The organism is Amycolatopsis alkalitolerans (genome assembly GCF_006152065.1).
Lineage (GTDB): Bacteria > Actinomycetota > Actinomycetes > Mycobacteriales > Pseudonocardiaceae > Amycolatopsis_E > Amycolatopsis_E alkalitolerans.
Window position 1 is genome coordinate 39,341 of record NZ_VDFW01000031.1, and the last position, 24,343, is coordinate 63,683.

General features: G+C 71.4%; 23 protein-coding genes. 14 read left to right on the top strand and 9 right to left on the bottom strand.

The annotated features are described in order from the left end of the window. Nucleotides 1–26 precede the first annotated feature (26 nt). From FG385_RS27200 to FG385_RS34490, 10 genes are read left to right on the top strand one after another with little or no spacing between them, the layout of a single operon-like run. The gene (locus FG385_RS27200) at nucleotides 27–1,268 is read left to right on the top strand and encodes a substrate-binding domain-containing protein (RefSeq protein WP_160148898.1); all 1,242 of its coding nucleotides are present in this window, start codon (nucleotides 27–29) and stop codon (nucleotides 1,266–1,268) included. 11 nt (nucleotides 1,269–1,279) lie between these two features. After that, nucleotides 1,280–2,821: a sugar ABC transporter ATP-binding protein gene (locus tag FG385_RS27205; protein ID WP_160148899.1), complete on the top strand. Its 1,542-nt coding sequence runs from the start codon at nucleotides 1,280–1,282 to the stop codon at nucleotides 2,819–2,821. Beyond that, nucleotides 2,818–3,798, top strand: coding sequence for an ABC transporter permease (locus FG385_RS27210; protein WP_139099643.1), 981 nt, complete (start codon nucleotides 2,818–2,820; stop codon nucleotides 3,796–3,798). Before FG385_RS27205 ends, FG385_RS27210 begins: the two co-directional genes overlap by 4 nt. Continuing rightward, nucleotides 3,795–4,745, top strand: a complete 951-nt coding sequence (locus FG385_RS27215) for an ABC transporter permease (RefSeq protein ID WP_139099644.1) — start codon at nucleotides 3,795–3,797, stop codon at nucleotides 4,743–4,745. The genes FG385_RS27210 and FG385_RS27215 overlap by 4 nt, the downstream gene beginning before the upstream one ends. A 31-nt stretch (nucleotides 4,746–4,776) precedes the next feature. Beyond that, a complete protein-coding gene (purB, locus tag FG385_RS27220) occupies nucleotides 4,777–6,150 on the top strand; it encodes an adenylosuccinate lyase (RefSeq protein WP_139099645.1) in 1,374 nt (457 codons plus the stop codon). After that, nucleotides 6,143–7,021 carry an NAD(P)-dependent oxidoreductase gene (locus FG385_RS27225; protein ID WP_139099646.1) on the top strand — a complete coding sequence of 293 codons (879 nt, stop codon included), beginning with the start codon at nucleotides 6,143–6,145 and terminating at the stop codon, nucleotides 7,019–7,021. The genes purB and FG385_RS27225 overlap by 8 nt, the downstream gene beginning before the upstream one ends. Continuing rightward, the gene (locus tag FG385_RS27230; protein ID WP_139099647.1) at nucleotides 7,018–8,040 is read left to right on the top strand and encodes a zinc-dependent alcohol dehydrogenase; all 1,023 of its coding nucleotides are present in this window, start codon (nucleotides 7,018–7,020) and stop codon (nucleotides 8,038–8,040) included. The genes FG385_RS27225 and FG385_RS27230 overlap by 4 nt, the downstream gene beginning before the upstream one ends. Next, complete coding sequence (locus FG385_RS27235; RefSeq protein WP_139099648.1) at nucleotides 8,037–9,428, top strand: amidohydrolase family protein; 1,392 nt, start codon at nucleotides 8,037–8,039, stop codon at nucleotides 9,426–9,428. The genes FG385_RS27230 and FG385_RS27235 overlap by 4 nt, the downstream gene beginning before the upstream one ends. Nucleotides 9,429–9,448: 20 nt before the next feature. Then, on the top strand, nucleotides 9,449–10,774 hold the full coding sequence (locus FG385_RS34485; protein ID WP_200834675.1) for a M24 family metallopeptidase: 1,326 nt from the start codon (nucleotides 9,449–9,451) through the stop codon (nucleotides 10,772–10,774). Beyond that, nucleotides 10,771–12,237, top strand: a complete 1,467-nt coding sequence (locus FG385_RS34490; RefSeq protein WP_200834676.1) for an aldehyde dehydrogenase — start codon at nucleotides 10,771–10,773, stop codon at nucleotides 12,235–12,237. The genes FG385_RS34485 and FG385_RS34490 overlap by 4 nt, the downstream gene beginning before the upstream one ends. Nucleotides 12,238–12,243: 6 nt before the next feature. Here FG385_RS34490 and gap read toward each other — a convergent pair whose 3' ends face one another. Further along, nucleotides 12,244–13,254, bottom strand: coding sequence for a type I glyceraldehyde-3-phosphate dehydrogenase (gene gap / locus FG385_RS27245; RefSeq protein WP_139099649.1), 1,011 nt, complete (start codon nucleotides 13,252–13,254; stop codon nucleotides 12,244–12,246). 131 nt (nucleotides 13,255–13,385) lie between these two features. On the opposite strand from gap, the gene FG385_RS27250 reads away from it, so the two are divergent. After that, complete coding sequence (locus tag FG385_RS27250; protein WP_139099650.1) at nucleotides 13,386–13,754, top strand: hypothetical protein; 369 nt, start codon at nucleotides 13,386–13,388, stop codon at nucleotides 13,752–13,754. 41 nt (nucleotides 13,755–13,795) lie between these two features. On the opposite strand, the gene FG385_RS27255 is transcribed toward FG385_RS27250, so the two are convergent. After that, a complete protein-coding gene (locus FG385_RS27255; protein ID WP_139099651.1) occupies nucleotides 13,796–14,191 on the bottom strand; it encodes an Hsp20/alpha crystallin family protein in 396 nt (131 codons plus the stop codon). A gap of 214 nt (nucleotides 14,192–14,405) precedes the next feature. Here FG385_RS27255 and FG385_RS27260 point away from each other — a divergent pair, with 214 nt between their 5' ends. Continuing rightward, nucleotides 14,406–15,338: a DUF3048 domain-containing protein gene (locus tag FG385_RS27260; protein ID WP_139099652.1), complete on the top strand. Its 933-nt coding sequence runs from the start codon at nucleotides 14,406–14,408 to the stop codon at nucleotides 15,336–15,338. A 31-nt stretch (nucleotides 15,339–15,369) separates the two neighbouring features. Here the strand turns inward: FG385_RS27260 and FG385_RS27265 are convergent, their stop codons facing one another. The 4 genes from FG385_RS27265 to FG385_RS27280 all read right to left on the bottom strand — a co-directional run bounded on the left by FG385_RS27265 (nucleotide 15,370) and on the right by FG385_RS27280 (nucleotide 19,487). Continuing rightward, entirely contained in the window at nucleotides 15,370–16,158 is a 789-nt protein-coding gene (locus tag FG385_RS27265) for a TylF/MycF/NovP-related O-methyltransferase (RefSeq protein ID WP_139099653.1), read from the bottom strand. A gap of 12 nt (nucleotides 16,159–16,170) precedes the next feature. Further along, on the bottom strand, nucleotides 16,171–17,967 hold the full coding sequence (locus FG385_RS27270; protein WP_139099654.1) for a glycosyltransferase: 1,797 nt from the start codon (nucleotides 17,965–17,967) through the stop codon (nucleotides 16,171–16,173). 135 nt (nucleotides 17,968–18,102) lie between these two features. After that, nucleotides 18,103–18,480, bottom strand: a complete 378-nt coding sequence (locus FG385_RS27275; protein WP_139099655.1) for a GtrA family protein — start codon at nucleotides 18,478–18,480, stop codon at nucleotides 18,103–18,105. After that, nucleotides 18,477–19,487, bottom strand: a complete 1,011-nt coding sequence (locus tag FG385_RS27280; RefSeq protein WP_235022822.1) for a glycosyltransferase family 2 protein — start codon at nucleotides 19,485–19,487, stop codon at nucleotides 18,477–18,479. Before FG385_RS27280 ends, FG385_RS27275 begins: the two co-directional genes overlap by 4 nt. A gap of 138 nt (nucleotides 19,488–19,625) precedes the next feature. On the opposite strand from FG385_RS27280, the gene FG385_RS27285 reads away from it, so the two are divergent. Beyond that, nucleotides 19,626–20,555: a galactose-1-phosphate uridylyltransferase gene (locus FG385_RS27285; protein WP_139099656.1), complete on the top strand. Its 930-nt coding sequence runs from the start codon at nucleotides 19,626–19,628 to the stop codon at nucleotides 20,553–20,555. Nucleotides 20,556–20,557: 2 nt separating this feature from the next. Here FG385_RS27285 and FG385_RS27290 read toward each other — a convergent pair whose 3' ends face one another. From FG385_RS27290 to FG385_RS27300, 3 genes are all read right to left on the bottom strand, one after another. Continuing rightward, nucleotides 20,558–21,283, bottom strand: a complete 726-nt coding sequence (locus FG385_RS27290) for a GAF and ANTAR domain-containing protein (protein ID WP_139099657.1) — start codon at nucleotides 21,281–21,283, stop codon at nucleotides 20,558–20,560. Then, entirely contained in the window at nucleotides 21,280–22,032 is a 753-nt protein-coding gene (locus tag FG385_RS27295) for an ANTAR domain-containing protein (protein WP_139099658.1), read from the bottom strand. Before FG385_RS27295 ends, FG385_RS27290 begins: the two co-directional genes overlap by 4 nt. Nucleotides 22,033–22,151: 119 nt before the next feature. Then, nucleotides 22,152–22,391: a hypothetical protein gene (locus FG385_RS27300; RefSeq protein WP_139099659.1), complete on the bottom strand. Its 240-nt coding sequence runs from the start codon at nucleotides 22,389–22,391 to the stop codon at nucleotides 22,152–22,154. A 114-nt stretch (nucleotides 22,392–22,505) separates the two neighbouring features. Between FG385_RS27300 and FG385_RS27305 the strand changes: the two genes are divergently transcribed. Then, nucleotides 22,506–24,239 (top strand): GAF domain-containing sensor histidine kinase, encoded by a 1,734-nt coding sequence (locus FG385_RS27305; RefSeq protein ID WP_200834677.1) that lies wholly within the window; start codon nucleotides 22,506–22,508, stop codon nucleotides 24,237–24,239. The last annotated feature ends 104 nt before the right edge of the window (nucleotides 24,240–24,343 follow it).

Below are 24,343 nucleotides of genomic sequence, written 5' to 3' on the forward strand. Positions count from 1 at the left end.
CCTTCCCAACCCAAGCGGAGACCGATATGCAACGACGCACATCCCGAGCCCGCGCCGGAGCCCTCTTCGCCACCGTCCTGCTGGGCGGCGGGCTGCTCGCCGGATGCGCGGGGAAAACGACCGGCGCGGCCGGGCAACCAGGCGGCGACTGCGGCACCGTCGCGAACACGCCACCCGGCGGCTCGGCCGACCTGTCCACTTTGCCCGCCGGCATCAAGGCCGGGTACAACGGCTACTTCCAGCCCGTCAACAATTCCGCCTACGCGAAGTTCGCGGCGAAACCCGGTCCTTACACGATCGGCTACAGCGACTCGTTCTCCGCCAACTCCTGGCGCGGCAACGCGCTCGCGCGGCTGAACGCCGACGCCGCCACCTACCAGCAGGCCGGGCTGGTCTCGCAGCTGCGGGCGACGAACTCCAACCTGGACAACAACCTGCAGATCCAGCAGATCACCAGCATGATCAACCAGCACGTGGACGCGATCATCGCGATCCCGGGCTCGCCGACGGCCTTCAACGGCGTGATCAAGCAGGCCTACGACGCCGGTATCCCGTTCATCACGCTGGCCTCACACGTCACCTCCCCCTACGCCATCAACGTCGACACCAACTACTTCCTCACCGGCGCGATGCTCTCGGCCGAGGTCGCGAAACTGGCCGGCGGCAAGGGTGACGTCCTGGTCGTCAACGGGATCAACGGCGCACCCGCGAGCGAAGCGCTCGCCAAGGGCTACGAGGCCGGGTTCGCCCGCTGCCCGAACATCAAGATCGCCGGCCGGCTCGAGGGCCAGTGGAGCGAGCCGACCGCGAAAACCGTTACCCTCCAGTACCTTTCCACCCACCCCGGTAAGCTCGCCGCGGTCGTGAACAGCGGCGGCATGACCAGCGCGATCCTGCAGGCCCTGCAGCAGACCGGGCGCCAGGCCGTCCCGGTCGGCGACGCCAACCCGGATCAGGGCTCGCTGATCAAGCTGCGCCAGGAGCTGCCCGGCTCCTACGCCGCCTCGACCATCCCGCCGCAGCAAAGCATCGACGCTGCGCTGCGGGTGGCGATCGCGACCCTGCAGGGTCAGGGTCCCAAGTACGACGCGATCGTCGCCAACCCGCCGCTGGTCACCGGAAAGGCCACTTTGGACAACTGGATCCAGCCCGGCTGGACGGCGTCCTCGGCCGACCAGGCCCCGGCCCCGCCGGGCACCCCGTTCTTCCCCGCCGACGAGCTGGGCGCCTACTTCACCAGCCCCAAGCCACTGCCGCCGCTGCCATGAGAGGCCCACGGATGGAAAGCATTCCAACCACCGCCCCGCAGCCGCCCACGACCCGAGTGGCACCCGTGGTCGAAGCCCGGTCGCTGAGCAAGCGGTTCGGTGCCACGAAAGCCGTGTCCGACGGCAGTTTCCACCTCGCGCCCGGTGAGGTCGTCGCGCTGCTCGGCGAGAACGGCTCCGGCAAGAGCACGCTCGTGAAGCTGCTGTCCGGGGTGCTGCGGCCGGACGGCGGGGAAATCCTGGTCGCGGGCGAACCCACCCGGTTGCGCTCGCCCCGGGCCGCGCTGGACGCCGGGATCGTCACGGTGTTCCAGGAGATCCTGTGCGCACGCGACTGTTCGGTGCTGGACAACCTGTGGCTGGGCAACGGAAGCGCGGTCCGCTCGCGGGCGGCCCTGCGAAGGCGGCGCGAGCTGGCCACGCGTGCCTGGACGGCGCTCGCCGGCCGGCCGGCCGGCCTCGACCAGCCGGCGGGCGCGCTTTCACTGATGCAGCAACAGATCTGCGTGATCGTCCGTGCTCTGCTGCGGGAGCCGAAACTCCTCGTGCTCGACGAATCCACCTCGACGCTGGACGTCACGCTCCAGCAGCGGCTGTTCGGCGAACTACGCCGGCGCACCGGAGAGGGGATGGCCTGCCTGTTCATCTCACACCGGATGGACGAGGTGCTCACCGTGGCCGACCGGTTCGTCGCCCTGCGCTCGGGCGAGGTCGTCGGTACCCGCGGCCGCGGCGAGACCGACGGGCGCGAGCTGATCCGGCTCATCTCCGGGCAGGAGGCCGCGACGCCGCCGCGGCTCGAGCGCGCGGCGAGCCCCGGCGAAGTCGCCGTCGAACTCACCGGCGTCCGGCTGCGCCCGGCTTCGGCACCGTTCGGCGCCCGGATCCGCGCGGGCGAGGTGGTCGGTCTGGCCGGGCTGGAGGGGCACGGCCAGGACGAGCTGATCAAGGCGATCGCCGGGCTGCACCGCGTCCGCGAGGGCGAGATCCGGGTGCACGGCTCCGGCGTGCGCGGTTACCGCCGCGCCGTCGCCCGCGGCGTCGTGTACGTGCCCAGGGACCGCAAGGTCGAAGGCATGGCGGACGTGCTGGGTGTCCTCGACAACTACGGGCTGCCCACACTGCGCCGTGACCAGCGGCTCGGGCTGGTGCGCCCGGGCCGCACGCGCAAGCGGTTCCGCCAGGACGCGCGGACGGTGAACTTCGTGCCGGGCAGGCAGGAGTCGATCGGGCGCCTGTCCGGCGGCAACCAGCAGAAGGTGATCATCGCACGCTGGCTCGCGGCCGCGCCCCGCGTGATCCTGCTCAACGACCCGGCACGCGGGGTCGACCAGAAGACCAAACACGAGCTGTACCAGGTGTTCCGGGATCTGGCCGCGCAGGGCGCCGCGGTGGTGATGCTCTCCAGCGAGGTCGGCGAACTGGTGCACCTGATGGACCGGGTGCTGGTCTTCCACGACGGCTCTCTGTCGGCCGAACTGGCCGGCGCGGACCTCACGGGTGAAGCCCTCGTGTCGGCGTACTTCGGCGCGGGCGGAAGGAGCGTGTCATGAGCGAATGGCTGGTTCGCGCGCGAAGGTCGCCGATGGCGATCGTCGTCGGCCTCGTGCTCGTCCTGCTGGTGGTCAACCTCGCCATCACACCGGAGATGCTCGGGCCGGGGCAACTGCCCGGCACCGTCAAACTGCTCGTGCCCTCGGTGCTCGCCGCGATGGCGAGCGTGCCGTCTGTCATGTCCGGGCGCGGCGGGATCGACCTGTCCGTGGGCCCCGCCCTCGGCCTGGTCAACGTGTTCCTCGTCGGGCTGCTGCTGCCCTACGGGCTCGGCGACGCGTTAGTGGCGATCCCGCTCCTGCTGGCGCTGGGCTCCGTGATCGGGCTGGTCAACGGCCTGCTCGTGGCACGCCTGCGGCTGCAGCCGGTGGTCGTCACCCTCGGCGGCTACCTCGTGTTCAGCGGGGTCGCGCTCGTCGTGCTGCCGCAGCCCGCGAGCGGGGTCCCGTCGTGGATCGGGACGCTGTCGGGCGCCTGGCTCGGCGGGTTCCTTCCGCTCCCGGTGGTGTTCGTCCTGGTCGCGGTCGCCGTCTGGCTGGTGCTGCGCCGCCTCGGCGCGGTGAACCTGATCCTCGCCACGGGCAGCGAAGACCGCGCCGCCTTCACCTCCGGGGTGCGGGTGCCGCGGGTGCTGTGCCTGGCTTACGCCACCGGCGGATTCTTCGCTGCGCTCGCGGGGCTGGCGCTCACCGTCCTGATCGCGTCCGGCGATCCCGCGGCCGGGCGGCAGTACACGCTCGCCGCCATCGCCGCGGTCGCGCTCGGCGGCAACCCGCTTTCGGGCGGGCGGGGCACCATGACCGGCCCGGTGCTCGGCGCGGTCGCGCTGTTTCTCATCCAGACCCTGCTCTCCGGCGCCCGGGTGTCCTCGCTGTGGATCCAGGTGGTCTACGGCCTGGTGCTGCTCGGGGCGATCTGCCTCAACTCCTCGGTCGGCTCGCGGCTGACCGCCCGTCCCGTGGAGGTGCCGCGATGAGGCAAGCGCTGAGCAGGGGGCCGGTGCAGCTCGCGACCGTGCTCGCGGTGTACGCCGTGGGCATGCTCGTCGTACCGGGCTTCGCCGATCCGTCGTCGGTGCGGGCGATGCTGGTGATCGCGTCCTTCCTCGGGATCGCCGCGATCGGGCAGACGTTCGTGATCCTCATCGGCGGGATCGACCTGTCGGTGCCCGCGCTGATCGGCGCGGGCAACGTGCTCGCCGCGCGGCTCGCGGGCCAGGGCATCGCCTCACCGGTGGTGATCCTCGTGGTGCTCGGCCTCGGCGCGGTCGCCGGCGCGGTCAACGGCCTGGTGACCGGGTTGTGGCGGCTCCCGCCGCTGGTGGTCACGCTCGCCACCGGATCCGTCGTCGGCGGGCTGATCCTGCTGTGGACAAACGCGACGCTGACCGGCAGCGCCCCGGCGTGGCTGACCGGGTTCACCTCGGCTGCCTCGGGCGTCGGCCCGGTGCCGCTGGCCCCGGTGGTGCTCACCTGGCTCGTGCTCGCGGCCGCCGCGCAGGTGTTCCTCCTGCGCACGCGGCCGGGCCGGCAGATCCAGATGCTCGGCGCGAACCGGGAGGCCGCCCGGCTGATGCTCGTCGGCGAGCGCCGGGTCACGACCCTGTGCTTCGCGGTCAGCGGTGCGCTCGCGGCACTGTCCGGGCTGCTGCTCACCGGGTTCACCGGTGCGGGCCTGTTCACCGTCGGCGACCCGTACCTGTTCCAGAGCATCGCCGCGGTCGTCATCGGCGGCACCTCGCTGCTCGGCGGGCGGGGTGGCGCGGGTCGCACGGTGCTCGGCTCGATGACGCTCGTCGCGCTGACGACGCTGCTGATCGGGCTGTCGCTGACCTCGGCCGCGCAGCAGGCCGTGCTCGGCGCGGTGATCGTCGCCGTGACCGCGCTGTACGGCCGGGACCGGACCGTCGCCGACCGGATCTGACTGTTCAACCGACACCAAGGAGAAGGACATCGTGACACCTGAGGTACCGGCAGCGCACCTCACCGACTCGCGCGCGCTGGGGACGCTGTTCGCCTCGCCGGAGGTCAGGGCGGTGTTCACCGACCAGGCCATGATCCAGTCGTGGCTCGACGCCGAGGTCGGGCTCGCCAGAGCGCAGGCGGGCCTGGGGCTGATCCCGGTGCACGCGGCGGACCAGATCGCCGCGAGCGCGTCCGCCGCCGGGTTCGATCTCGGCACCGTCGCCGCCGAGATCGAACGGACCGCGCACCCGCTGGTGCCGGTGATCCGTGTGCTCGCCGAGCGCAGCGGGGCGGCCGGCGCCTGGGTGCACTACGGCGCGACCACCCAGGACATCACCGACACCGGGCTCGTGCTCCAGTCCCGCGCGGCGCTCGATCTCACCGAGGAGTTCCTGCGCGGCCTGATCGCCGCGCTGACCGTGCTCGCCGAGCGGTACCGGGACCTGCCGATGGTCGGGCGCACCCACGCCCAGCACGCGCTGCCCATCACCCTCGGGTTCAAGTTCGCCGTCCTGATCGCCGAGACCGGGCGGCACCTCGAACGGCTCGCCCAGCTGCGGCCGCGGGTGCTCGTCGTGCAACTGGGCGGGGCCGTCGGCTCGATGGCCTCGTTCGGCCCGCACGGGCCGGAGCTGCTCGCGCGGATGGCCGGTGAGCTGGGCCTGGGCACCCCCGAGATCGCGTGGCACACCAGCCGCGACGGGTTCGCCGAGCTGACCTGCGCGCTGTCGATGATCTCGGCGACCTGCGGGAAGATCGCGAACGAGATCCGCGTGCTGCAGCGCACCGAGGTGGCCGAACTCGAGGAGCCGTTCGGGCTCGGCAAGGTCGGCAGCAGCACGATGCCCCACAAGCGCAACCCGATGTTCGCCGAGTTCGTGCTGTCCAACGCGATCCTGGCGCGGCAGGCCCCGGCCGGGATGCTCGCCGCGATGGTCCAGGAACACGAGCGGGACATGTCCATGTGGGGTGTCGAATGGACCGCGGTGCCGGAGACGTTCATCCTCACCGCCGGCCTGCTCCAGCGCACGACGGCACTGCTGGACGGGCTCGTCGTGCATCCGGAGAACATCCGCCGGAACCTGCACCAGCTGGGCGACCTGATGCTCTCGGAAGCGGCGATGATGCGCCTCGCCGCGACCCTCGGCAAGGCCGAAGCGCACGAAATCGTGTACCAGGCCGCTATGCAAGCGTGGGACTCGGGGCGCACGCTGAAGGACATCCTGCTCGAGAACGAGCGGGTACGGTCCGAAATGGACGCCGGGGAGCTGGGCCGGCTGCTGGTCCCCGAGTCCTATCTGGGCACCTGCCCGGAGTTCGTCGACCAGGTACTGGCGAACGCGAAGGAGGCCGGCCGTGGCTGAATCCGTCGGGATCATCGGGACCGGGGCGATGGGCTCGCGGTTCGCGCGCCGCCTCGCCGGACTCGGGCATCCGGTGCACGCCTGGAACCGGACACCGGAGCGTACCGAGGCGCTGCGCGTGCACGGCGTGCTCCCCCGGGCGAGCCCGCGCGCGGTGGCGCTGGAAAGCGACGTGCTCGTGTGCATGGTGTGGGATTCCGCCGCGCTGCGGGAGGTCGCGCTCGGACCAGACGGGTTCGTCGCGGGGCTGACCTCGCGGCAGGTGGTGGCCGACGCGAGCACCGTCGAACCGGAGGTGAGCGCCGAGATCGCCGCCGCGGTCGGCCGGACCGGCGCGGCGATGCTCGACACTCCGGTTTCGGGCAGCCTCGACGCGGCCGAAAGCGGGCAGTTGATGATCATGGCGGGCGGGCCGGCGGCCGCCTTCGAGCGCGCCCGCCCCGTGCTGGCCGGACTCGGCCGCTCGGTGCGGCACGTCGGCGAGGTGAACGGCTGCGCGCTGGCCCTCAAGCTGGCGATCAACCTGCAGGTCGCGATCCAGGAGGTCGCCTGGGGCGAAGGGCTCGCCCTCGCCGAGGCGTTCGGCATCGACCGTCCACAAGCGACGGACGTGATGCTCGACAGCGTCGTCGCGTCCCCGATGCTGCGCTACCGGGCGCCGTTCGCGCTGACCCCGCCGGAGGAGGTGTGGGCGAGCGCCGCGCAGTTGCTCAAGGACGTCTCGTACGCGGTCGAGCGCAGCGACGGCAAGGCGGTGGCCGGGCGTTATGCGCGGGACCTGCTCACGGCGGTCTGCGCGACCGGGCGGGCGGACCGCGAAGCGGCCGAACTGATCGTCGCGGCGGCGAACGGGGAAGGAGCGAAGCGATGAAGGCGGCCGTGCTGTACGGCGCCGGTGACCTCCGGGTCGAAGACGCGGCAGGCCCCCGCGAACCCGGCGACGGTGAGCTCACGATCGCGGTGCACCGGTGCGGGCTCTGCGGGACGGACGCGCACGAATACGCCCACGGCGGCCCGATGACCCCGCTGCGCGCCCCGCACCCGTGGTCGGGGCACGGCGGGCCGACGATCATCGGGCACGAGTTCATGGGCACGGTGTGCCGCGCGGGTGGCGGGTTCTCCGAAGGCGACCGCGTCGTCGCGGGCGCCGGGCAGTGGTGCGGCGAGTGTTCCGCGTGCCGCGCGGGACGGACGAACCTGTGCCGGCGCTACTTCACCTACGGGCTGAGCACGCACGGCGGGATGGCCGAGTACGTCACCGTGCCCGCCGAGATGTGCGTCGCCGTGCCCGGCGGCTGCCCGGACGGCAACGCGGTGCTCGCCCAGCCCGTCGCGATCGCGATGCACGCGCTCGACCGGGCGCAGGCGCCGGATCGCAGCGAGGTCCTCGTCCTGGGCGCCGGGGGCATCGGCGCACTCCTGGTCGCGGCCGCCGCCGACCGCGGGCTCGCCGTGCACGTGGCCGATCTGGATCCCGAACGGCTGGCCGCCGCGCGGCGGCTCGGCGCGGCGACGGCGGAACTCGTCGGCCGGGACGCGGACACGCTGTCGGGCAACGGGTTCCGGACGGTGTTCGAGACCTCCGGCTCGACCTCGGGCCTGCGCCTGGCGACGCGCGCCACCGCACCGGGCGGCCGGGTCGTCGCGGTGGGGCTGCCAGGCCGGCCGGTCGAGTTCGACGTGCGCGCCGCGGTGGTGTCCGAAGTGGACGTCATCACCTCCAGCGCGCACGCGTGCCGCCGCGACCTGCCCATGGCGGTGGACCTGCTGGCCCGGCGGGACCTGCGAGAGGAGATCGTGACGCGGGTACTGCCGCTCGAGAATATCCACAATGGACTGACCGCGGCCGGCAAGACGGTGATCGACATACTCGGAAAGGGCGAACGATGACACAGCGACGTCTCATCAAGAACGGCACCATCGTCTCGATGGACCCCGGGATCGGGGACCTGGCCCACGGTGACGTGCTCGTGGAGGACGGCACCATCCGCGCGGTCGGCCCGGATCTGGGCGAGGTGGACGCGGAGGTCATCGACGCGACCGGGACGATCGTGATGCCCGGCCTCGTCGACACCCACCGCCACACCTGGCAGGCGTTCCTGCGCGGGATCGCGGCGGACTGGACGCTCGGGCAGTACATGACCGGGCTGCACCTGGGCCTGAGTGGGTTCTTCACCACGGAGGACACCTACGCCGGCAACTTCGCCGGTGCCGTCGAAGCCCTCGACAGCGGGATCACCACGCTGCTCGACTGGTCCCACAACGTCAACCACGCCGAGCAGAGCGACGCGGCGGTGGGCGCGCTGAAGGACTCCGGGATCCGCGCGGTGTTCGCGCACGGCGGCGGCGCGGACATGTACCAGGTGCCCAGCCACGTCCCCCACGACGAGGACGTGCGGCGCGTGCGGGAGCAGTACTTCTCGTCCGACGACGGGCTGGTGACCATGGCGATGGCGCTGCGCGGGCCGCAGTTCGCGACCCTCGACATCACCGGATCCGATCTCGCCCTCGCCCGCGAGCTCGCGCTGCCGGTCACTCTCCACGCCGGGGACGGCGAATGGGGGCGCAGCGGGCCGATCCGGGCGATGGCCGGGCGGAACCTGCTGGGGCCCGACATCACCTACGTGCACTGCAACACCCTCGGCGACGACGAGCTTCGCCTGATCGCCGAGTCCGGCGGGAGCGCGTCGATCGCCCCGGACATCGAGATGCAGATGGGCCACGGCTGGCCCGCGACCGGCCGGCTGCTCGCCGCCGGCATCCGGCCCGGCCTGTCGATCGACACGTGCGTGTCCAACGGCGGGCATCTGTGGGGCACGATGCGCGTCACGCTCGCCACGCAGCGGGCGATCGACAACTCCGAGCCCGGGGCGAGCGACCGTCCCGCGGTTTCGTTGTGCTCACGCGACGTGCTCGCGTTCGCGACCATCGACGGCGCGCGGGTGCTCGGCCTCGCGGACAGGGTCGGCTCGCTGACCCCGGGCAAGCAGGCGGACATCCTGCTCGTCCGCGGCGACACGCTTTCGCTGGCCCCGCTGAACAACCCGGTCGGCCAGCTCGTCTACGCCGCGCACCCCGGCCTCGTCGACACGATCCTGGTCGCCGGTGTGGTGGTCAAACGCCACGGCGCCCTCACCGGCGACCTGTCCAAGCGGGCGTGCCGGCTGGCCGCCGCGCACCGGGACGCCCTGTTCGACCGTGCCGCCCGCAGCGAGCGGCTGGCCGATGCCCGCGTGGGCGGCGGCTGGCAGCCCGCCCCGCTGGCGGCAGCGCAGTAAACACACAAGGAGGGACACGGATGGGTATCGCCACCTACGGCAGCACCAACGTCGACTGGGAGGCGCGCATCGACATGGACCGGCTGCGCACCGAGCGGCTGGACCGGTTGAAGCGGCACCTGGAGGACTCGGAGTTCGGCGCGCTGCTCGCGTTCGACTTCTACAACATCCGGTATATGACCGCGACGCACATCGGCACGTGGGGCATCGACAAGATGGTCCGCTTCGCGCTGCTGATGCGCGGCGCCGAGCCGATCGTGTGGGACTTCGGCTCCGCGGCCAAGCACCACCAGCTCTACAACCCGTGGCTCACCGACTCCGACGGCACCTCCCGCTCCCGCGCCGGGATCTCCACGCTGCGCGGCGCGATCCACCCCGGTGCCGGGCGCGCCGAGTCCGTCGCCGAGAAGGTCGCCGCCGAGCTGCGGGCGCGCGGGCTCGACAAGGAGCCGGTCGGCGTCGACTTCATCGAACTGCCGGTGCACCGCGCGCTGCGGGCCGAGGGCATCGACGTCCAGGACGGGCAGCAGGTCTTCCTCGAAGCACGGCGGGTGAAGACCCGCGACGAGATCTCGCTGCTGACCCACGCGTGCGGTCTGGCCGACTACGCCTACGAGGAGCTCTACCGGGCGCTCAAACCGGGGATGAAGGAGAACGAGACCGTCGGGCTGGTCTCGAAACTGCTGTACGACAACGGTTCCGAGTTCGTCTCCGGGATCAACGCGATCTCCGGCGAGCGGTGCAACCCGCATCCGCACCTGTACTCCGACCGCATGATGCGCCCCGGCGACCCGGCGTACTTCGACATCGTGCACACCTATCTGGGCTACCAGACCTGCTACTACCGCACCTTCGCCGTGGGCAGCGCCTCCCCCGCGATGCGCGACGCCTACCAGCGCGCGCGGGAGATCATGGACGTCTCGCTCGCGGCGGTGAAGCCCGGGGTGACGACCGCGGACATCGTGTCGCTCTGGCCGAAGGCGCAGGAGTTCGGTTTCGACAACGAGGAAGCGGCGTTCGCGCTCCAGTACGGCCACGGGGTCGGGATCTCGGTGTGGGAGAAGCCGATCTTCTCGCGGCTGACCTCGCTGGACAACCCCGAGGTGATCGAGGAAGGCAACGTGTTCGCGCTCGAGACGTACTGGCCGGCGAAGGACGGCTGGTCGGCGGCGCGGATCGAGGAGGAGCTCGTCGTCACCGCCGACGGCTGCGAGGTGATCACCCGGTTCCCGGCCGAGGAGCTGCTGGTCGCCGGGCAGCGCTACTTCGCCGCCACCGGCCCGCTGCCGGCGGTCCGGGAGTCCCAGTCGCATCTGAACACCGCCGAAGGACGGAACGAGGCGTGAAACGTTACCAGCTGCATATCGGGGGCCAGTGGTGTGAGGCAGCCGGTGGCGCCAGGTTCGACACCGCGAACCCCTTCACCGGGCAGGCGTGGGCCAGCGTCCCCGACGCCGGCGCCGAGGACGTCGACCGCGCGGTGGCGGCGGCGACCTCGGCGATGGACGGCGAGTGGGGCAGGGCCACGGGATTCGAGCGGGCCCGGCTGATGCGGCGGCTCGCCGGCATCCTCGAACGGGACGCGGCCGACCTCGCCGTGCTGGAAAGCACGGACAACGGCAAGCTGATCCGCGAGACCTCGGGCCAGACCGCGGCACTGCCGGAGTGGCTGCGGTACTTCGCCGGGGTGGCCGACAAGCTGCAGGGCGAGGTGATCCCCGCGCAGAACCCGGACTTCTTCATCTACACCCGGCACGAGCCGGTCGGCGTGGTCGGGGCGATCGTGCCGTGGAACTCGCCGCTGTCGCTGCTGATGTGGAAGTTCGCCCCGCTGCTGGCGGCCGGGTGCGCACTCGTGGTCAAGCCCTCGGAGTACACCCCGGTCACCGCGCTGGCGCTGGCCGAGCGGGTCGCGGAGGCCGGGTTCCCGCCCGGGGTGCTGAACGTGGTGACCGGGCGGAGCGCCGGACTGGGGCGCGCGCTGGTCGCGCATCCCGGGGTGGCCCAGGTCGCGTTCACCGGCTCGCCGGAGGTGGGCGTCAAGGTCGCGCAGGGCGCGGCCGCGCATCTGGCCCGCACGACGCTGGAACTGGGCGGGAAGTCGGCGCAGGTGGTCTTCCCGGACGCCGATCTCGACGCCGCCGTCAACGGGGTCATCGCCGGGATCTTCGCCGCCTCCGGCCAGACCTGCGTCGCCGGTTCCCGGCTCGTGGTGCACGAGGACGTGCACGAAGAGCTGACGGACCGGCTGGTCGCGCGGGCCCGCGAGATCAAGCTCGGTGACCCGCTCGACGCGGCGAGCGAGATGGGCCCCATGGCCAACGAGAACCAGTGGAAGACCGTGGCGGGCTTCGTCGAGCGCGCGCTCGCCGACGGTGCCCGCATTGCGTACGGAGGCGCGGGCGATCCCGTCCTTGGCGGGCTGTTCTACCAGCCGACCATCGTCACCGGCGTGCGCGCGGACATGGAGATCGCCCAGGAGGAGATTTTCGGGCCTGTGCTTTCGGTGCTGCGCTTCACCGGCGAGGACGAGGCGGTGACCATCGCCAACTCGACCCGGTTCGGTCTCGGCGCGGGGGTCTGGACCACCGACGTGCGCCGGGCCCACCGCGTCGCGCACCGGCTGCGCGCGGGCAACGTGTGGATCAACGCCTACCGGATGGTCGCGCCGAACGTGCCCTTCGGCGGCAGCGGGCACAGCGGCTGGGGCCGTGAGAGCGGCGTCGACGCGGTGCGCGAGTACACCAGCACGAAGGCCGTCTGGGTCGATCTCGCGGGCAACACGCGCGATCCGTTCCGGCTCGGGTGAGCACGGTCAGCCCAGGTACGCCGCGACGAGCTCCACCAGGTCGAGCGTCCGGTTGGCGTAGCCCCATTCGTTGTCGTACCAGCCGAAGACCTTCGCGATGTTGCCGTCGGCCTTGGTCAGGCCCGCGTCGAACACGCACGACGCGGGATCGCCCACGATGTCGCGCGAGACGATCGGGGCCTCGGTGTAACGCAGCACCCGCTTGAGGCTGCCGGACGCCGCGTCCGCGAAGGCGCGGTTGACCTGCCCGGCGGTCACCGGCTCGGCCAGTTCGACGGTCAGGTCGGTCAGCGACCCGTCCTCCACCGGCACCCGCACGGCGATCCCGTCGAGGCGCCCGGCCAGCTCCGGGATGACCTCGCCGATCGCGCGGGCGGCGCCGGTGCTGGTCGGGATCAGGTTCACCGCCGCCGAGCGGGCGCGCCGCAGGTCCTTGTGCGGGGCGTCGAGCAGGGACTGGTCGTTGGTGTAGCTGTGGATCGTGGTCATCATGCCGCGCCGGATGCCGAACGAGCGGTGCAGCACGGTCACCATCGGCGCCAGGCAGTTCGTGGTGCACGAGGCGTTCGAGACGACGTGGTGGCGGTCGGGGTCGTAGACCTCGTCGTTGATCCCGACCACGATCGTCGCGTCCATGTCCTTGCCCGGCGCCGATACGATCACCTTGCGCGCTCCCGCGTCCAGGTGCTGCGCGGCGGCCTGGCGGCTGCGGAACAGGCCGGTGGACTCGATCACGACGTCCACGTCCAGCTCACCCCACGGCAGCTGTGCCGGATCCGGCTGGTCGATGACGTGGATCGTCTGCCTGCCCACCGACATGGTGGACTTGTGCACCCGCACCGGGGTCTCCAGCGGGCCGTAGGTCGAATCGAACTCCAGCAGGTGCGCCAGCGTCTCCGGCGAGGTCAGGTCGTTGACCGCGACCACCTCGACCTCCCCGTCCGGCTGCTCCAGCACGCACCGCAGCACGTCCCGCCCGATCCGGCCGAAACCGTTGATCGCCACGCGAATCGCCATCTCTCCTCCTTCTCGTGTCCGCGTCCGATGGTGGGCGTAGCGCGGCGCGCGGCCTAGGGACTAAGTTCCTCAACCACGGGGACCACCCGGACCCGATCGCGATCATCCTTTGTGGACTGAAGGAGAGCGGCGTGCCGACGAGAACGCTGTCGCACGGCGAATGCGTGCGGCTGATCCGCTCGCCGCAGCGGTTCCGGCCGGTCCTGGCCTCGATCGACGGGCAGGATCCGGTGTCGCTGACGTGTTTCGTGCGCGACGACGGGGACCTGCTGGTCCCCGCGGGCGCGGACCGGGCGCTGGTCCGCCGTGCGGCCGGGCGGACCGTGACGATCACGGTGACCCAGCGGAACCTGCACGCGCCCGGCGGATGGACCGTGACCGGCATCGGGCTCGCGCGCCCGCTGGCCGCCGCGGAGCGGCCGCGTGGCATCAGCGCGGACTTCGGCCTGGGCCTGCGCGTGGAGATCGCGCGGCTCACCGGCGCGGTGGAAGAAGGCTGAAAAACGCCGGCACCCGGGTGTGGGGTGCCGGCGCCCGGCGGTCACTCCGCTGTCTCGACCGGGATCTCGCGTGCCTTGGTCTTGCCCTGCACCGGGATCCTGACCTCGAGGACACCCGCCTCGTAGCCGGCCGTCACCTGCGCGGCATCCGCGCCTTCGGGCAGCCGGACGGTCCGGGCGAACGTGCCGTACGCGAACTCCGTGTGCCCCCGGTCGTGCTTGACGAACTTCCGCTCGGCCTGCAGCCGCAGCTCGCCCCGCTCGACGGTGACATGGATGTCCTCCTTGGGGTCCATCCCAGGGAGCTCGGCACGCACGACGTACGTCCCGTCCTCGACGTAGTCCTCGACACGGACAGGGTGCTGGTCGCCGAACTCATCCTCCAGCAGGCGGAACACGTCCGGAATGAACGTGGGCCGTGGGATCAAAGTCGCCATCGCCGTTCTCCTCTCTCCCGTTGTCGCTGACACCTTCAGGCAAGTCCGGGCCGCGCGTGCCCGGCCAGGGTTGCAGGTCACTGATCCGGAGGACTTCCGTCCCTGCCCGATTCCTGTCCACAATGGACCGAAAAGGGGTCCTTCGGCAGCTGCGGGCGGGTACGCGGCGGCGGGACGATGGCGTTTCGGGGGTACCCAGGAGGGAGACAGGGGTATGCGGCGCAAGCAGGTCCTGGTGCTGGTCGCGGTCGTGGTCGTGCTGGCCGCCGCGGCGCTGGTGGCGGTCTTCCTGATCCGGTCGCCGGGCGGGAACGAGTCGGCGAGCCCACCGCCGCCGGGCGCGCGGCCGGCCGGGCCGGTACTGGTGGTGAAGATCGACAACGTGGCCGAGGCACGGCCGGCGACCGGCCTCGGTTCGGCCGACGTGATCTACGTCGAGCCGGTGGAAGGCGGGCTGACCCGGATCGCGGCGGTGTTCACGGCGAACCGGCCGGCGGTGATCGGGCCTGTGCGCAGCGCGCGTGAAACGGACCTCGATCTGCTGGGGCAGTACGGGCGTCCGGTATTCGCCTATTCGGGTGCCGCTCCCCCGGTCGTGCAGGCGCTGCACGCGGCTCCGGTGTCCGATCGGGTGGTCAACGCCTCGCCCGGCGACACGCCGGACGCGTACTTCCGCCAGGGCGGCAACGCGCCGCACAACCTGTACCTGCACCCGGCGGCGCTGCCGACCAGCCAGGGGACCTCGCCCGAAGCGGTACTGCCGCGCGGGTCGGCGCCGGCCGGGGGGACGCCGGCCACGGACCAGACCGCCACGCTGGGCGGGGTCGCCTTCGGTTTTCACTGGGACGGCGAGCGCTGGCAGATCTCGATGAGCGGCACCCCGTTCACCTCGACGGAATCCGGGCAGCTGTCCGCGGCGACGGTGATCGTGCAGCGGGTGACGGCCACGACGGGCGGCCTCGTCGGCGCCTCGCCGGTGGCGCGCACGATCGGCACCGGCCAGGTGACGGTCCTGCGTGACGGGCAGGCCTTCCACGGCACCTGGTCGCGGCCTTCGCTGACCGCGGGCACGAGTTTCGCCACCGATTCGGGTGCGCTGCTGACCGCGGCCCCCGGCCCGGTCTGGATCCTCCTGGCCCCAACGTAGAGTTCGTCGTTCGGGGAGGCGGGTTCGGCCGTCAGGTGATGCGGAGGGCGAGTTGTTCGTTGTTCGAGGTGTAGCAGAGGTATTCGAAGGTGATGCCGGAGCGGGCGACGAACTCTTGCCAGGCGCGGTGTTCGTGTTCTTCCCAGTTGGGGTAGTTGAAGTATTCGTCGAACAGCACGATGCTGCCGGGTTGTAGCCGGTGGCCGAGTTGTTCGAGCACGGTCGCGGTGGAGGAGTACAGGTCGGCGTCCAGGTGCAGGAAGGCGACGGGGCCGGGATGGTCGGCGAGGAACCCGGGTAGCGTGTCGTCGAACCAGCCCACGACGAGCCGTGCGCCGTCCACCTCGGGTATTTCACCGGTGTTGAACGCGCCGGCGGGGATGTTGGGCCGCCAGGCCTCGGGCAGTCCCTGGAATGAGTCGAATCCGTAGATGTCGCGGCCGGGCAGTGCGGTGGTGATGGTCTTGAGGGTGCTGCCGCTGAACACCCCGAACTCCAGGACGAGCCCGTCGGCGGGCACGTGCGCGAGGCAGTGCCGCAGGGTTTCCTCGGGATGCGGGAAGGTGGTGATGGTGGGCATGTGGTGGCGGGCGAACCGTTCGGTGCTGGCGACCGCGGCCCGTTCCCCGGCCGCGTGGATGTCGCGGCGGGCGCGGAACTCGATCTCCCGCATGGCGTGCGTCAGGCGCGCGGATTCGTCGCGCACGTCCCGCCGGAGTTCGCTGATCAGCGCCTCCACCCGGGCGTGCTGACGGTCGGCGGCTTCGTCGGCGATCCGGACCAGTTTGGCCCGTAGCCCGTGCCGGAGCCGATCGAACATGGCGTCTCCCCTTTACTCGTTGCCGAACAGCCTCGTCCAGTTCTCCCGGGTGACCAGGTCCGGCAGCGCGGCCCGGTACCGGTGGCCGGCGCGCCGGCCCTCACGCAGGAACCGCACCAGCACACGCGTACCACGTGAGGCCAGTGCCCGCAGCGCGACCGGGTCCCGCTCGCGCAGCCGCACGCCGTTTTGTGCCGGGTCGGTCACCACGGCCTTGCCGTACAGCGACACGTGCCACCAGTGGTTGTGCCGGGCGGCGATCGTCGCGGGGCCACGGGTGCGCCCCAGCACCTGGTACACCGCGCGTTTCGCGAGCACGAGGTTCGGTTTAGACGGTGTCGGCTCGGGGACCTGGACCGGCAGCACCGGCGCGCCGTACGAGGGGTGCACCACCGTTTCCGGGTAGTCCGCACGCAGCTTGCGGATCGCCGCCGCGGCCTGCACCCCGCCGTCGGCCAGCACGTCGGGTCCGCGCAGGAAATCCTCCACCGCGCTGATCAGCGTGCGCGCGAGCCCGTACCGCATCGAGCTCAGATACCGCCACAGCTCCCCGAACAGGAACCACGCCGTGCCCGCGATCGCGAACTCGCCGTGCAGCGCGCTGACCACGAGCGCGTTGCGGAGACTGAAGTAGCGCGACCAGTCGTCCCAGTCCTTCCACGAAAAGTCCGCGTGCCACACCCCCGCCCCGGCCAGGGTGACGGTCGCGAACCCGGCGTCGCGTGCCCGCAGCCCGTACTCGATGTCGTCCCACTGGAAGAACATCGGCAGCGGGTACCCGACGCCGGCGAGCACCTGCGGCGGGATCACGCAGGACCACCAGGCGTTGTATTCGGCGTCCACGCGGATCTCCTGGCGCGTGGAGGTCATGTCGGCGTCGCGCACGGCCTCGGGCACCGCGCGCCCGGCCCGCAGGCGCGCCAGATCGGTCCCCTCGGCACCGACGTGCAGCCGGGCCGGGTGCAGCAACTGCAGCATCTGCCCGCCCACGATCGCCGGTTTCGCCGTGGACGTGGCGAACGCGAGCATGCGCAGCACCGTGTCGGGCTCGGGCACGATGTCGTCGTCCATCAGCAGCACATACGGCCAGGTCCCCGGATCGCCGCTGGTGGCCTCGACCATGCCGCGGGTGAACCCCCCGGCCCCACCGAGGTTCGGCTGGCGAACATAGCGCAACACCTCACCCAACGCGTCCCCGACCTCGGCGAACCCCGGCCGCGAGGACACCGGATCGCTGCCCTGGTCCACGACGTACACCGCGTCCAAGCCCGCGACGCACTCGGCGTCGGCCGCCAGCGTCCGCAGGGTAGCCACGCACTCATCAGCCCGGTTATACGTGCAGATCGCCACCACCGCGCCGCGCTCATCCGCGGGTGCCACGACCTCCCAGCGCACCTCACCGGCGATCAACGGCTCGGTGCCCGTGGTGAACTCCAGCCACAACGCGCCGCCGTCGGCGAACTGGTCAAGACCAGCCTGCAACTCGCACGGCCCCGCCGAGGGCACCCGCACGCTGTCCACCGCACGCGGGCGCCCGTCGCTGTCAGACGCCATCAGCCGGATCCGGCCTTCCCCCTGCGCCATCACCCGCACATACACCCGCTCAACCGGGGTCCACCGCTGCCAATAACTCGCGGGAAACCGGCCGAAGTAGGTGTTCGTCGTGACCCGGGCGTTGGGCTGCACCCGCAGCCGCGCCCGCTCCGCGACCACCACCCCGCACTCCGTCTCGACATACAACCCCTCAGGCTCCAGATCACGCGGCGGCGCGAAGAACGTCCGCTGCACCAGCCGTGCCGTTCCAGTCATCCAGCTCCCGCCTTCCGCCGGGCCCGGCGGTGCCACAGCCCGAAGGCAGCGGCTGCGACCGAGCCGATTCCGAGCGACACCAAGCCCAGGTTGAACCCCGGCGGTGCCCAGTGCAATTCGAGAGTTCCGCCGCCGTCACCGGACCGTCTCCTGCCCGACGAGCACGAGCTTCGCGACCACGAACGTGACGGGCACCGCGAACGCGGCCGCCACGAGCGGCGCCACCACCTGGTTCAGGTGCCACACGCCGACGAGCAGGTACAGCCCGGTGGAGGTGACGACCAGGTTCGTCGCGTTGGACAGCGGGAAGAGCAGGAACTTCTTCCAGGTCGGGCGGGTGCGGAAGGTGAAGGCGCAGTTGAGGAAGTACGAGCCGGTCATGCTGATCAGGAAGGCGAGCACATGCGCGGCCAGATACGGCATGAACCGGTGCAGCAGCAGGTAAAGCCCGTAGTAGGTGGCCGTGTTGAGCACGCCGACGAGGCCGAAGCGCACCAGGCGCCCGAGCGTCACCGGTCCGCCCGCGGGCGGGCGGTGACCCGTGGCAGGGGCAGCGTCGCCGGCGCGGATTCGCTCGCCTCGCGGATCAGGAAATGCGGCCGGCGTTTCGTCTCGAAGTAGATGCGGCCCAGATACTCCCCGATCACGCCGAGGATCAGCAGTTGCAGGCCGCCGAACACGAACACCCCGCAGATCGTCGTGACGTACCCGGGCACCGGGTTCCCCTGCACCAGCGCGGAAACCAGCACCCAGGCGGCGTAGCCGAACGCGACGAGCGTGCTCAGCGCACCGGCGTAGATCGCCAGCCGCAGGGGCCGGTTGTTGAACGACACGACCCCGTCGATGCCGTAGTCGAGCAGCTTCCTGACGGTCCATTTGCTGGTGCCGCCGGCGCGCGGCACGTTGTCGTAGCCGACGGTCACCGTGTCGAACCCGATCCACGCGAAAAGTCCCTTCGAGAAGCGGTTGTACTCGCCCATGCTCAGCAGGGCATCCACCGCTTTCCGGTCCAGCAGGCGGAAATCGCCGAGCCCGTCGGCGATCTCGACGTCGACCATCCGGTTGATCAGCCGGTAGAACAGGTGGGCCAGGAAGGCGCGCACGCGGGGGTCCCCGGCGCGCGTGCGTCTTCGCGCGATCACCTGATCATGGCCTTCGCGCAGCAACCGCATCATTTCGGTCAGCAGCTCGGGCGGATGCTGTAGATCGGCGTCCACGATCGCCACCGCGTCACCGCAGGCCCGGCCGAGGCCGGCGAGCATCGCGGATTCCTTGCCGAAGTTCCGGCTCAGCGCCACATACCGGAACCGCTGGTCGGCCGAGAAGAACGCCCGCAGCAGCGGCAGGGTGCGGTCCGTGCTGCCGTCGTCGACGAAGATGACCTCGAACGTTCCGGCGGCCGCCGGCAGCACCTGGCGCAACCGCGCGAACAGCCGCGGCAGCGCGCGTTCCTCGTTGAAACACGGGACCACGACCGAAAGCGCGACGCTCATGCTCACCCCCACTTTCGCGGCGGCCACGGCCGCCTCACTTCTCACCTGAGCACAAGCCCACCCGCAGCCGCGGCGGACCTTGGTCCTCACCTGTCGGGACCACCCGCCCTGGGCAGCGATTCCGTGTCGCGCCGACGCTTCGGTGGCAGGACAGGAGGTACGCCCATGACCACGACGAGGCAGTGGCACGGCGGCGAACTACGCTGGGACCACCTTGGCGGCGACTGGGCCGTGCTCGCGCCGGGCCGGGCCGGGCGCCCCGGCGACGTGCCCGACGCCTGCCCGTTCTGCCCGGGCCACAACGAGGACACGCCCCAGGAGACCTGGCGGTTGCCGGGCCCGGGCGAGCCGGGCTGGCGGCTGCGGGCGGTGCGCAACCGGTACGCCCTTTCCGATCACCACGAGGTGCTCATCGAATCCCCGCACCACGACTGGGACATCGCGGTCGCGACCGACGAGGAGGTCACCGATCTGCTGCGGGCCTGGCAGATCCGGCATCGCGCGCTCCGCCAGGACGCCGCTCAGGTCGTCGTGTTCCGCAACCGCGGCAGCGCGGCGGGCACGTCACTGTCGCATCCGCATTCGCAGATCGCCGGCCTGCCCGTGCTGTCCACCGCCGTGCGGCGCGAGCTGACGGTGATGCGCGAGCACTACGACCGCACCGGCCGCCCGTTCGCCGCCGACCTGCTCACCGGGGAGCTCGCGGCCGGTGACCGGGTCGTGCTCGCGGGCGCGCGGGCCGTCGCCTACAGCCCGTTCGCGCCCGCCGCCGAGTTCGAAGTGCGGATCGCGCCGACGCGGCACCGCGCGGATTTCGCGGCCGTGCCGGACGAAGAGCTGCCTTCGGTGGCGCACGTACTTCGCCGCGTGCTGGCCGCGCTGCGGGACGAGCTCGGCGATCCGGCGTACAACCTGATCCTGCACACCGCCCCGGCCGGGCTGGAGCACGTGCCCTACCTGACCTGGTGGCTGCGCATCCACCCGCGCCTGGCGCTGCCGGCCGGGCTGGAGCTCGCGACGGGCGTCCCGGTCATCACCGTCCTGCCCGAAGACGCGGCCAAGCGGCTCCGCGCCCACCTGGGCGACGCGGGCTGAGGTCAGTCCACATCGGACGACTGGGCGGCCAGATCGCCGAGGCTGGGATCGCGGCGCACGATCCTGGCCGCGAGGTCGCCCAGCTGCAGGTCGTGCCGGGCGGCGTAGCCGCGCAGCAGCACGGCCGCGTCCTCGACGCCGATCTCGCGCGCCGCCGCGAGCACGCCCTTGGCCTGCTCGACCGCGAGCCGCGCGTTGATCGTGGACCGCAGCTGCTCGTCGATCAGCTCCCGGCGTCGCAAGGCGCGCTGCTGCAGCAGGCCGATCGCGGCCACGTCGGCGAGTGCCTGCGCCAGCGTGAACCGGTCCTCCGCGAGCTCGTCGGGCTTGGCGGAGAACAGGTTCAACCCGCCGATGAGCTGCCCGCCGAGCCTCACCGGCAGCGCGTGCGCGGCCGCGAAACCCCGCCGGGCGGCCTCCTCGGCGAACCGCGGCCACCGGTCCGCCGCGAGCGAGAGATCGGGGGCGCGCACCGGCTCACCGGTACGCCAGCAGTCCAGGCAAGGTCCCTCATCGGCCTGCAACTGGTAGACCTCGAGCAACCTCGCCTGCTCGTCGGACGCGGCCACGTGGGTGAGCGTGCCGCCGTTACCGGCCAGCAGCAGGCCCGCCGCCGCGACCCCGACCGACTCGTGCGCGTGCGCCACGAGCCGCTGGAAGAACTCGAGCAGGTCGAACTCGCCGACGAGAGTGTGTGTGAGCTCGGCTAGTGGTCGTAGGTCCGTCACGACCGTTCCTCCCTTCGCCGGTGGAAGCCGTTGGAGCCATTTTCCAGGCGTAACCGGCGCTCCACCACCGCGCGTGCCACCTCGCTCAGCGGGTCCCCGGTGCCGAACGCGTGCGCGCGCAGCCGCACGAGCGCGTCCAGTACCGGCACGCCCAGCTGAACAGAAACGATCCCCGCCGCCTGGTGCACTTCGGCCTGCCACAACACGGGCCGCCCGGCGTGCTCGGGCGCCTCGGACGGCGTCGGGATGCCGCCGAGATCGTCCAGCACCAGCAGCAACGCGGTGTCGGCGTACACGACGGCGTCCATGAGCTCCTCCCGGTCCGGCTCGCCGGGGTCGTCGCGATAGAGGTCGAGGGCACCGATCCGCAACGCGCCGAGCGCCAGGGGAACGCTGTAAATGCTCTTCGTGCCCCGCCGCGCCGCTTCGGGCGCGAACACCGGCCACCGGCCGGCGGCGGCCACCGAGCCGAGGTCGCCCGCCATCACCGGGGTACCCGAAGCGATCGCGTCGATGCCCGGCCCCTCACCGAGGGTCGTCTGCAGCTCGGCCAGTGCCTTCGCACCGGCTCCGGTCAGGTACACGGGCTCGGTGGTGCCGTAGTCGCTCGCGAGCACCAGGGCGGCGCCGCTCACCGCGAGAGCGTCGACGCAGGCGAGGCACGCATGGGCGGGGGTCAACGGCTCACCACGCCGTTTCGCGCACAGCGCCACCGAGGTCCAGACCCGCATCGCGCGGTCACGATCCACTCAATCGTCCATTCCCCGGCAGGTGCCAGCCCCTGGCCATCCCGCCCATGCTGGTCACTTCGCCGGGTGACCGGTAGAGCATAAAGACCCTTGCGCGGGCCGGTCCATTGTAGACGGCTTCAGCGGTCCTCGTCGAAGGGCTCCGCCGGCTCGGCCTCGAGTATGTCCCCGGCCTCGTGGCGTGCCGCGAGATCCTCGACGTCGCACGTCACGCCCGGCAGTTCGGACCACTGCGCCACCACGTCCGACGCCTGTTCGTCGGACTCGCACAGCTGGCGGTGCAGCAGCCGGCCGTCCTGGTACACGAGTACCTCGACGGTGCCCGCGTTCCGCGGATCGTCCAGTCCTGGTTCGTTCATGGCCAGAGCATCGCCCGCGCTCGCCGCGCGGGCTAGTGACCTACGACCCCAGCGATGGAGCAGTTCGCCGGAAGTGCCCTGGAGAATCCGCGGCACCAATGCCAAGCTGGGCGTATGGCTTCCGAAAACGGTGGCGCGGGCGAGGGCACCCCGTCGCTCCGCGGTACGTTGTCGCAGCTCAGGCTGCGGGAGCTGCTCAGCGAGGTACAAGATCGCGTCGAGCAGCTGGTGGGCGCCCGTGATCAGATGGACGGGCTGCTCGAAGCGATGCTGGCCGTCGCCAGCGGTCTCGAGCTCGACGCCACCCTGCGCCGGATCGTGCACGCCGCGATCGACCTCGTGGACTGCCGTTACGGCGCGCTCGGCGTGCTCAACGCAGACGGCGTGGGGCTCGCCGAGTTCGTCTACGAGGGCATCGACGAAGCGGCGCGCGCCAAGATCGGGAACCTGCCCGAGGGGCACGGCCTGCTCGGCCTGCTCATCGAGCAGCCGAAACCCATCCGCCTCAACGATCTGTCGCAGCATCCGTCCTCCTCGGGCTTCCCGGCTCATCACCCGCCGATGCGCAGCTTCCTCGGCGTGCCCGTGCTCGTGCGTGACCAGGTTTTCGGGAACCTCTACCTCACCGAGAAGGCGAACGGTCAGCCCTTCACCGAGGACGACGAGGTCGTGGTGCAGGCGCTCGCCGCCGCGGCCGGGATCGCGGTGGAGAACGCCCGCCTGTACGAGGAGGCACGCCTGCGGCAGCGCTGGCAGGAGGCGACCAGCGAGATCCGCGCCGAGCTGCTGTCCACGGCCGAACCGGAAGGGGTGCTCGAGCTCGTCGCCAACCGCACGCTCGCGCTGACCGGCGCGGACTACACGCTCGTCGCCCAGCCGGAGGACCCGGAACTGCCCACCGAAGAGGTGGAGAACCTGATCGTCACCGTATGCGCCGGGATAAACCCCGACGGGCTGCGAGGGCGCCATATCCCGGTCGAGGGCACCAGCTCCGGGGAAGCCTTCCGCAACGCGTCGCCGGTGCAGACCGTGAGGCTGCGGGGCGAACTGTCGGTCGGCCTCCCCGAGGACCTCGGGCCGGCGCTGATTCTGCCGCTGCGCGCCTCGTCGGACACGGTGTCCGGGGTGCTGGTCGCCTTGCGCAAGGCCGGCGCCGAACCGTTCCGCAGCGACCAGCTCCCGCTCGCGGCGGCCTTCGCCGACCAGGCGGCGATCGCCCTGCAGCTGGCCGAGGACCAGCGCCGCCTCTACCAGCTCGAGGTCCTCGCCGACCGCGACCGGATCGCCCGCGACCTGCACGACCACGTCATCCAGCGGCTGTTCGCGCACGGCCTCGCGCTGCAGAGCACCCGGTTGCGCAGCCGCTCCCCCGACATCCAGAGCCGGCTGTCGGATGCGGTCGAGGACGTGCAGAGCATCGTGGCCGAGATCCGGACCGCGATCTTCGACCTGCACGGCGGGCTCCAGGGCACCACGCAGCTGCGCAAGCGGCTGCACGAGATCATCGCGGAGATCACCGCGGACTCGAGCCTGCAGTCCACCGTCCGGGTTTCGGGTCCGCTGGGGGTGGTGTCCGCGCCGCTGGCCGAGCACGCCGAAGCCGTCGTGCGGGAAGCGGTGAGCAACGCCGTCCGGCACTCGGGCGGCACCACCGTCACGGTCACCATCTCCGTGAGCGACGACCTCGTCATCGACGTCACCGACGACGGGCACGGCATGCCGGACAAGATCGCCCGGAGCGGGCTGCACAATCTCGCCACCCGCGCCGAGGACGCCGGAGGTTCGTTCAGCGTCTCCGCCGCGCAGGGGGGCGGCACCAAAGTCGTCTGGTGCGCGCCCGTGTCATGAGGACTGTTCGACCTGGCTTGCGTGGCGGTGCGGGTGGCGGAACCTGAGGCGGCCCCTCGCTCCGGGATCGCCTCCTCATGTACGCCGGTACACCACGTCGGCGC

What these genes read in the sequence shown, in the direction of transcription:
- gap (WP_139099649.1), bottom strand. Translation starts at nt 13,254, where the DNA reads ATGGCGATTCGCGTGGCGATCAACGGTTTCGGCCGGATCGGGCGGGAC.
- FG385_RS27285 (WP_139099656.1), top strand. Translation starts at nt 19,626, where the DNA reads ATGACCACGACGAGGCAGTGGCACGGCGGCGAACTACGCTGGGACCAC.
- FG385_RS27305 (WP_200834677.1), top strand. Translation starts at nt 22,506, where the DNA reads ATGGCTTCCGAAAACGGTGGCGCGGGCGAGGGCACCCCGTCGCTCCGC.
- FG385_RS27230 (WP_139099647.1), top strand. Translation starts at nt 7,018, where the DNA reads ATGAAGGCGGCCGTGCTGTACGGCGCCGGTGACCTCCGGGTCGAAGAC.
- FG385_RS27260 (WP_139099652.1), top strand. Translation starts at nt 14,406, where the DNA reads ATGCGGCGCAAGCAGGTCCTGGTGCTGGTCGCGGTCGTGGTCGTGCTG.
- FG385_RS34485 (WP_200834675.1), top strand. Translation starts at nt 9,449, where the DNA reads ATGGGTATCGCCACCTACGGCAGCACCAACGTCGACTGGGAGGCGCGC.
- FG385_RS27205 (WP_160148899.1), top strand. Translation starts at nt 1,280, where the DNA reads ATGGAAAGCATTCCAACCACCGCCCCGCAGCCGCCCACGACCCGAGTG.
- FG385_RS27300 (WP_139099659.1), bottom strand. Translation starts at nt 22,391, where the DNA reads ATGAACGAACCAGGACTGGACGATCCGCGGAACGCGGGCACCGTCGAG.
- FG385_RS27270 (WP_139099654.1), bottom strand. Translation starts at nt 17,967, where the DNA reads ATGACTGGAACGGCACGGCTGGTGCAGCGGACGTTCTTCGCGCCGCCG.
- FG385_RS27235 (WP_139099648.1), top strand. Translation starts at nt 8,037, where the DNA reads ATGACACAGCGACGTCTCATCAAGAACGGCACCATCGTCTCGATGGAC.
- FG385_RS27255 (WP_139099651.1), bottom strand. Translation starts at nt 14,191, where the DNA reads ATGGCGACTTTGATCCCACGGCCCACGTTCATTCCGGACGTGTTCCGC.
- FG385_RS27265 (WP_139099653.1), bottom strand. Translation starts at nt 16,158, where the DNA reads ATGTTCGATCGGCTCCGGCACGGGCTACGGGCCAAACTGGTCCGGATC.
- FG385_RS27215 (WP_139099644.1), top strand. Translation starts at nt 3,795, where the DNA reads ATGAGGCAAGCGCTGAGCAGGGGGCCGGTGCAGCTCGCGACCGTGCTC.
- FG385_RS27200 (WP_160148898.1), top strand. Translation starts at nt 27, where the DNA reads ATGCAACGACGCACATCCCGAGCCCGCGCCGGAGCCCTCTTCGCCACC.
- FG385_RS27210 (WP_139099643.1), top strand. Translation starts at nt 2,818, where the DNA reads ATGAGCGAATGGCTGGTTCGCGCGCGAAGGTCGCCGATGGCGATCGTC.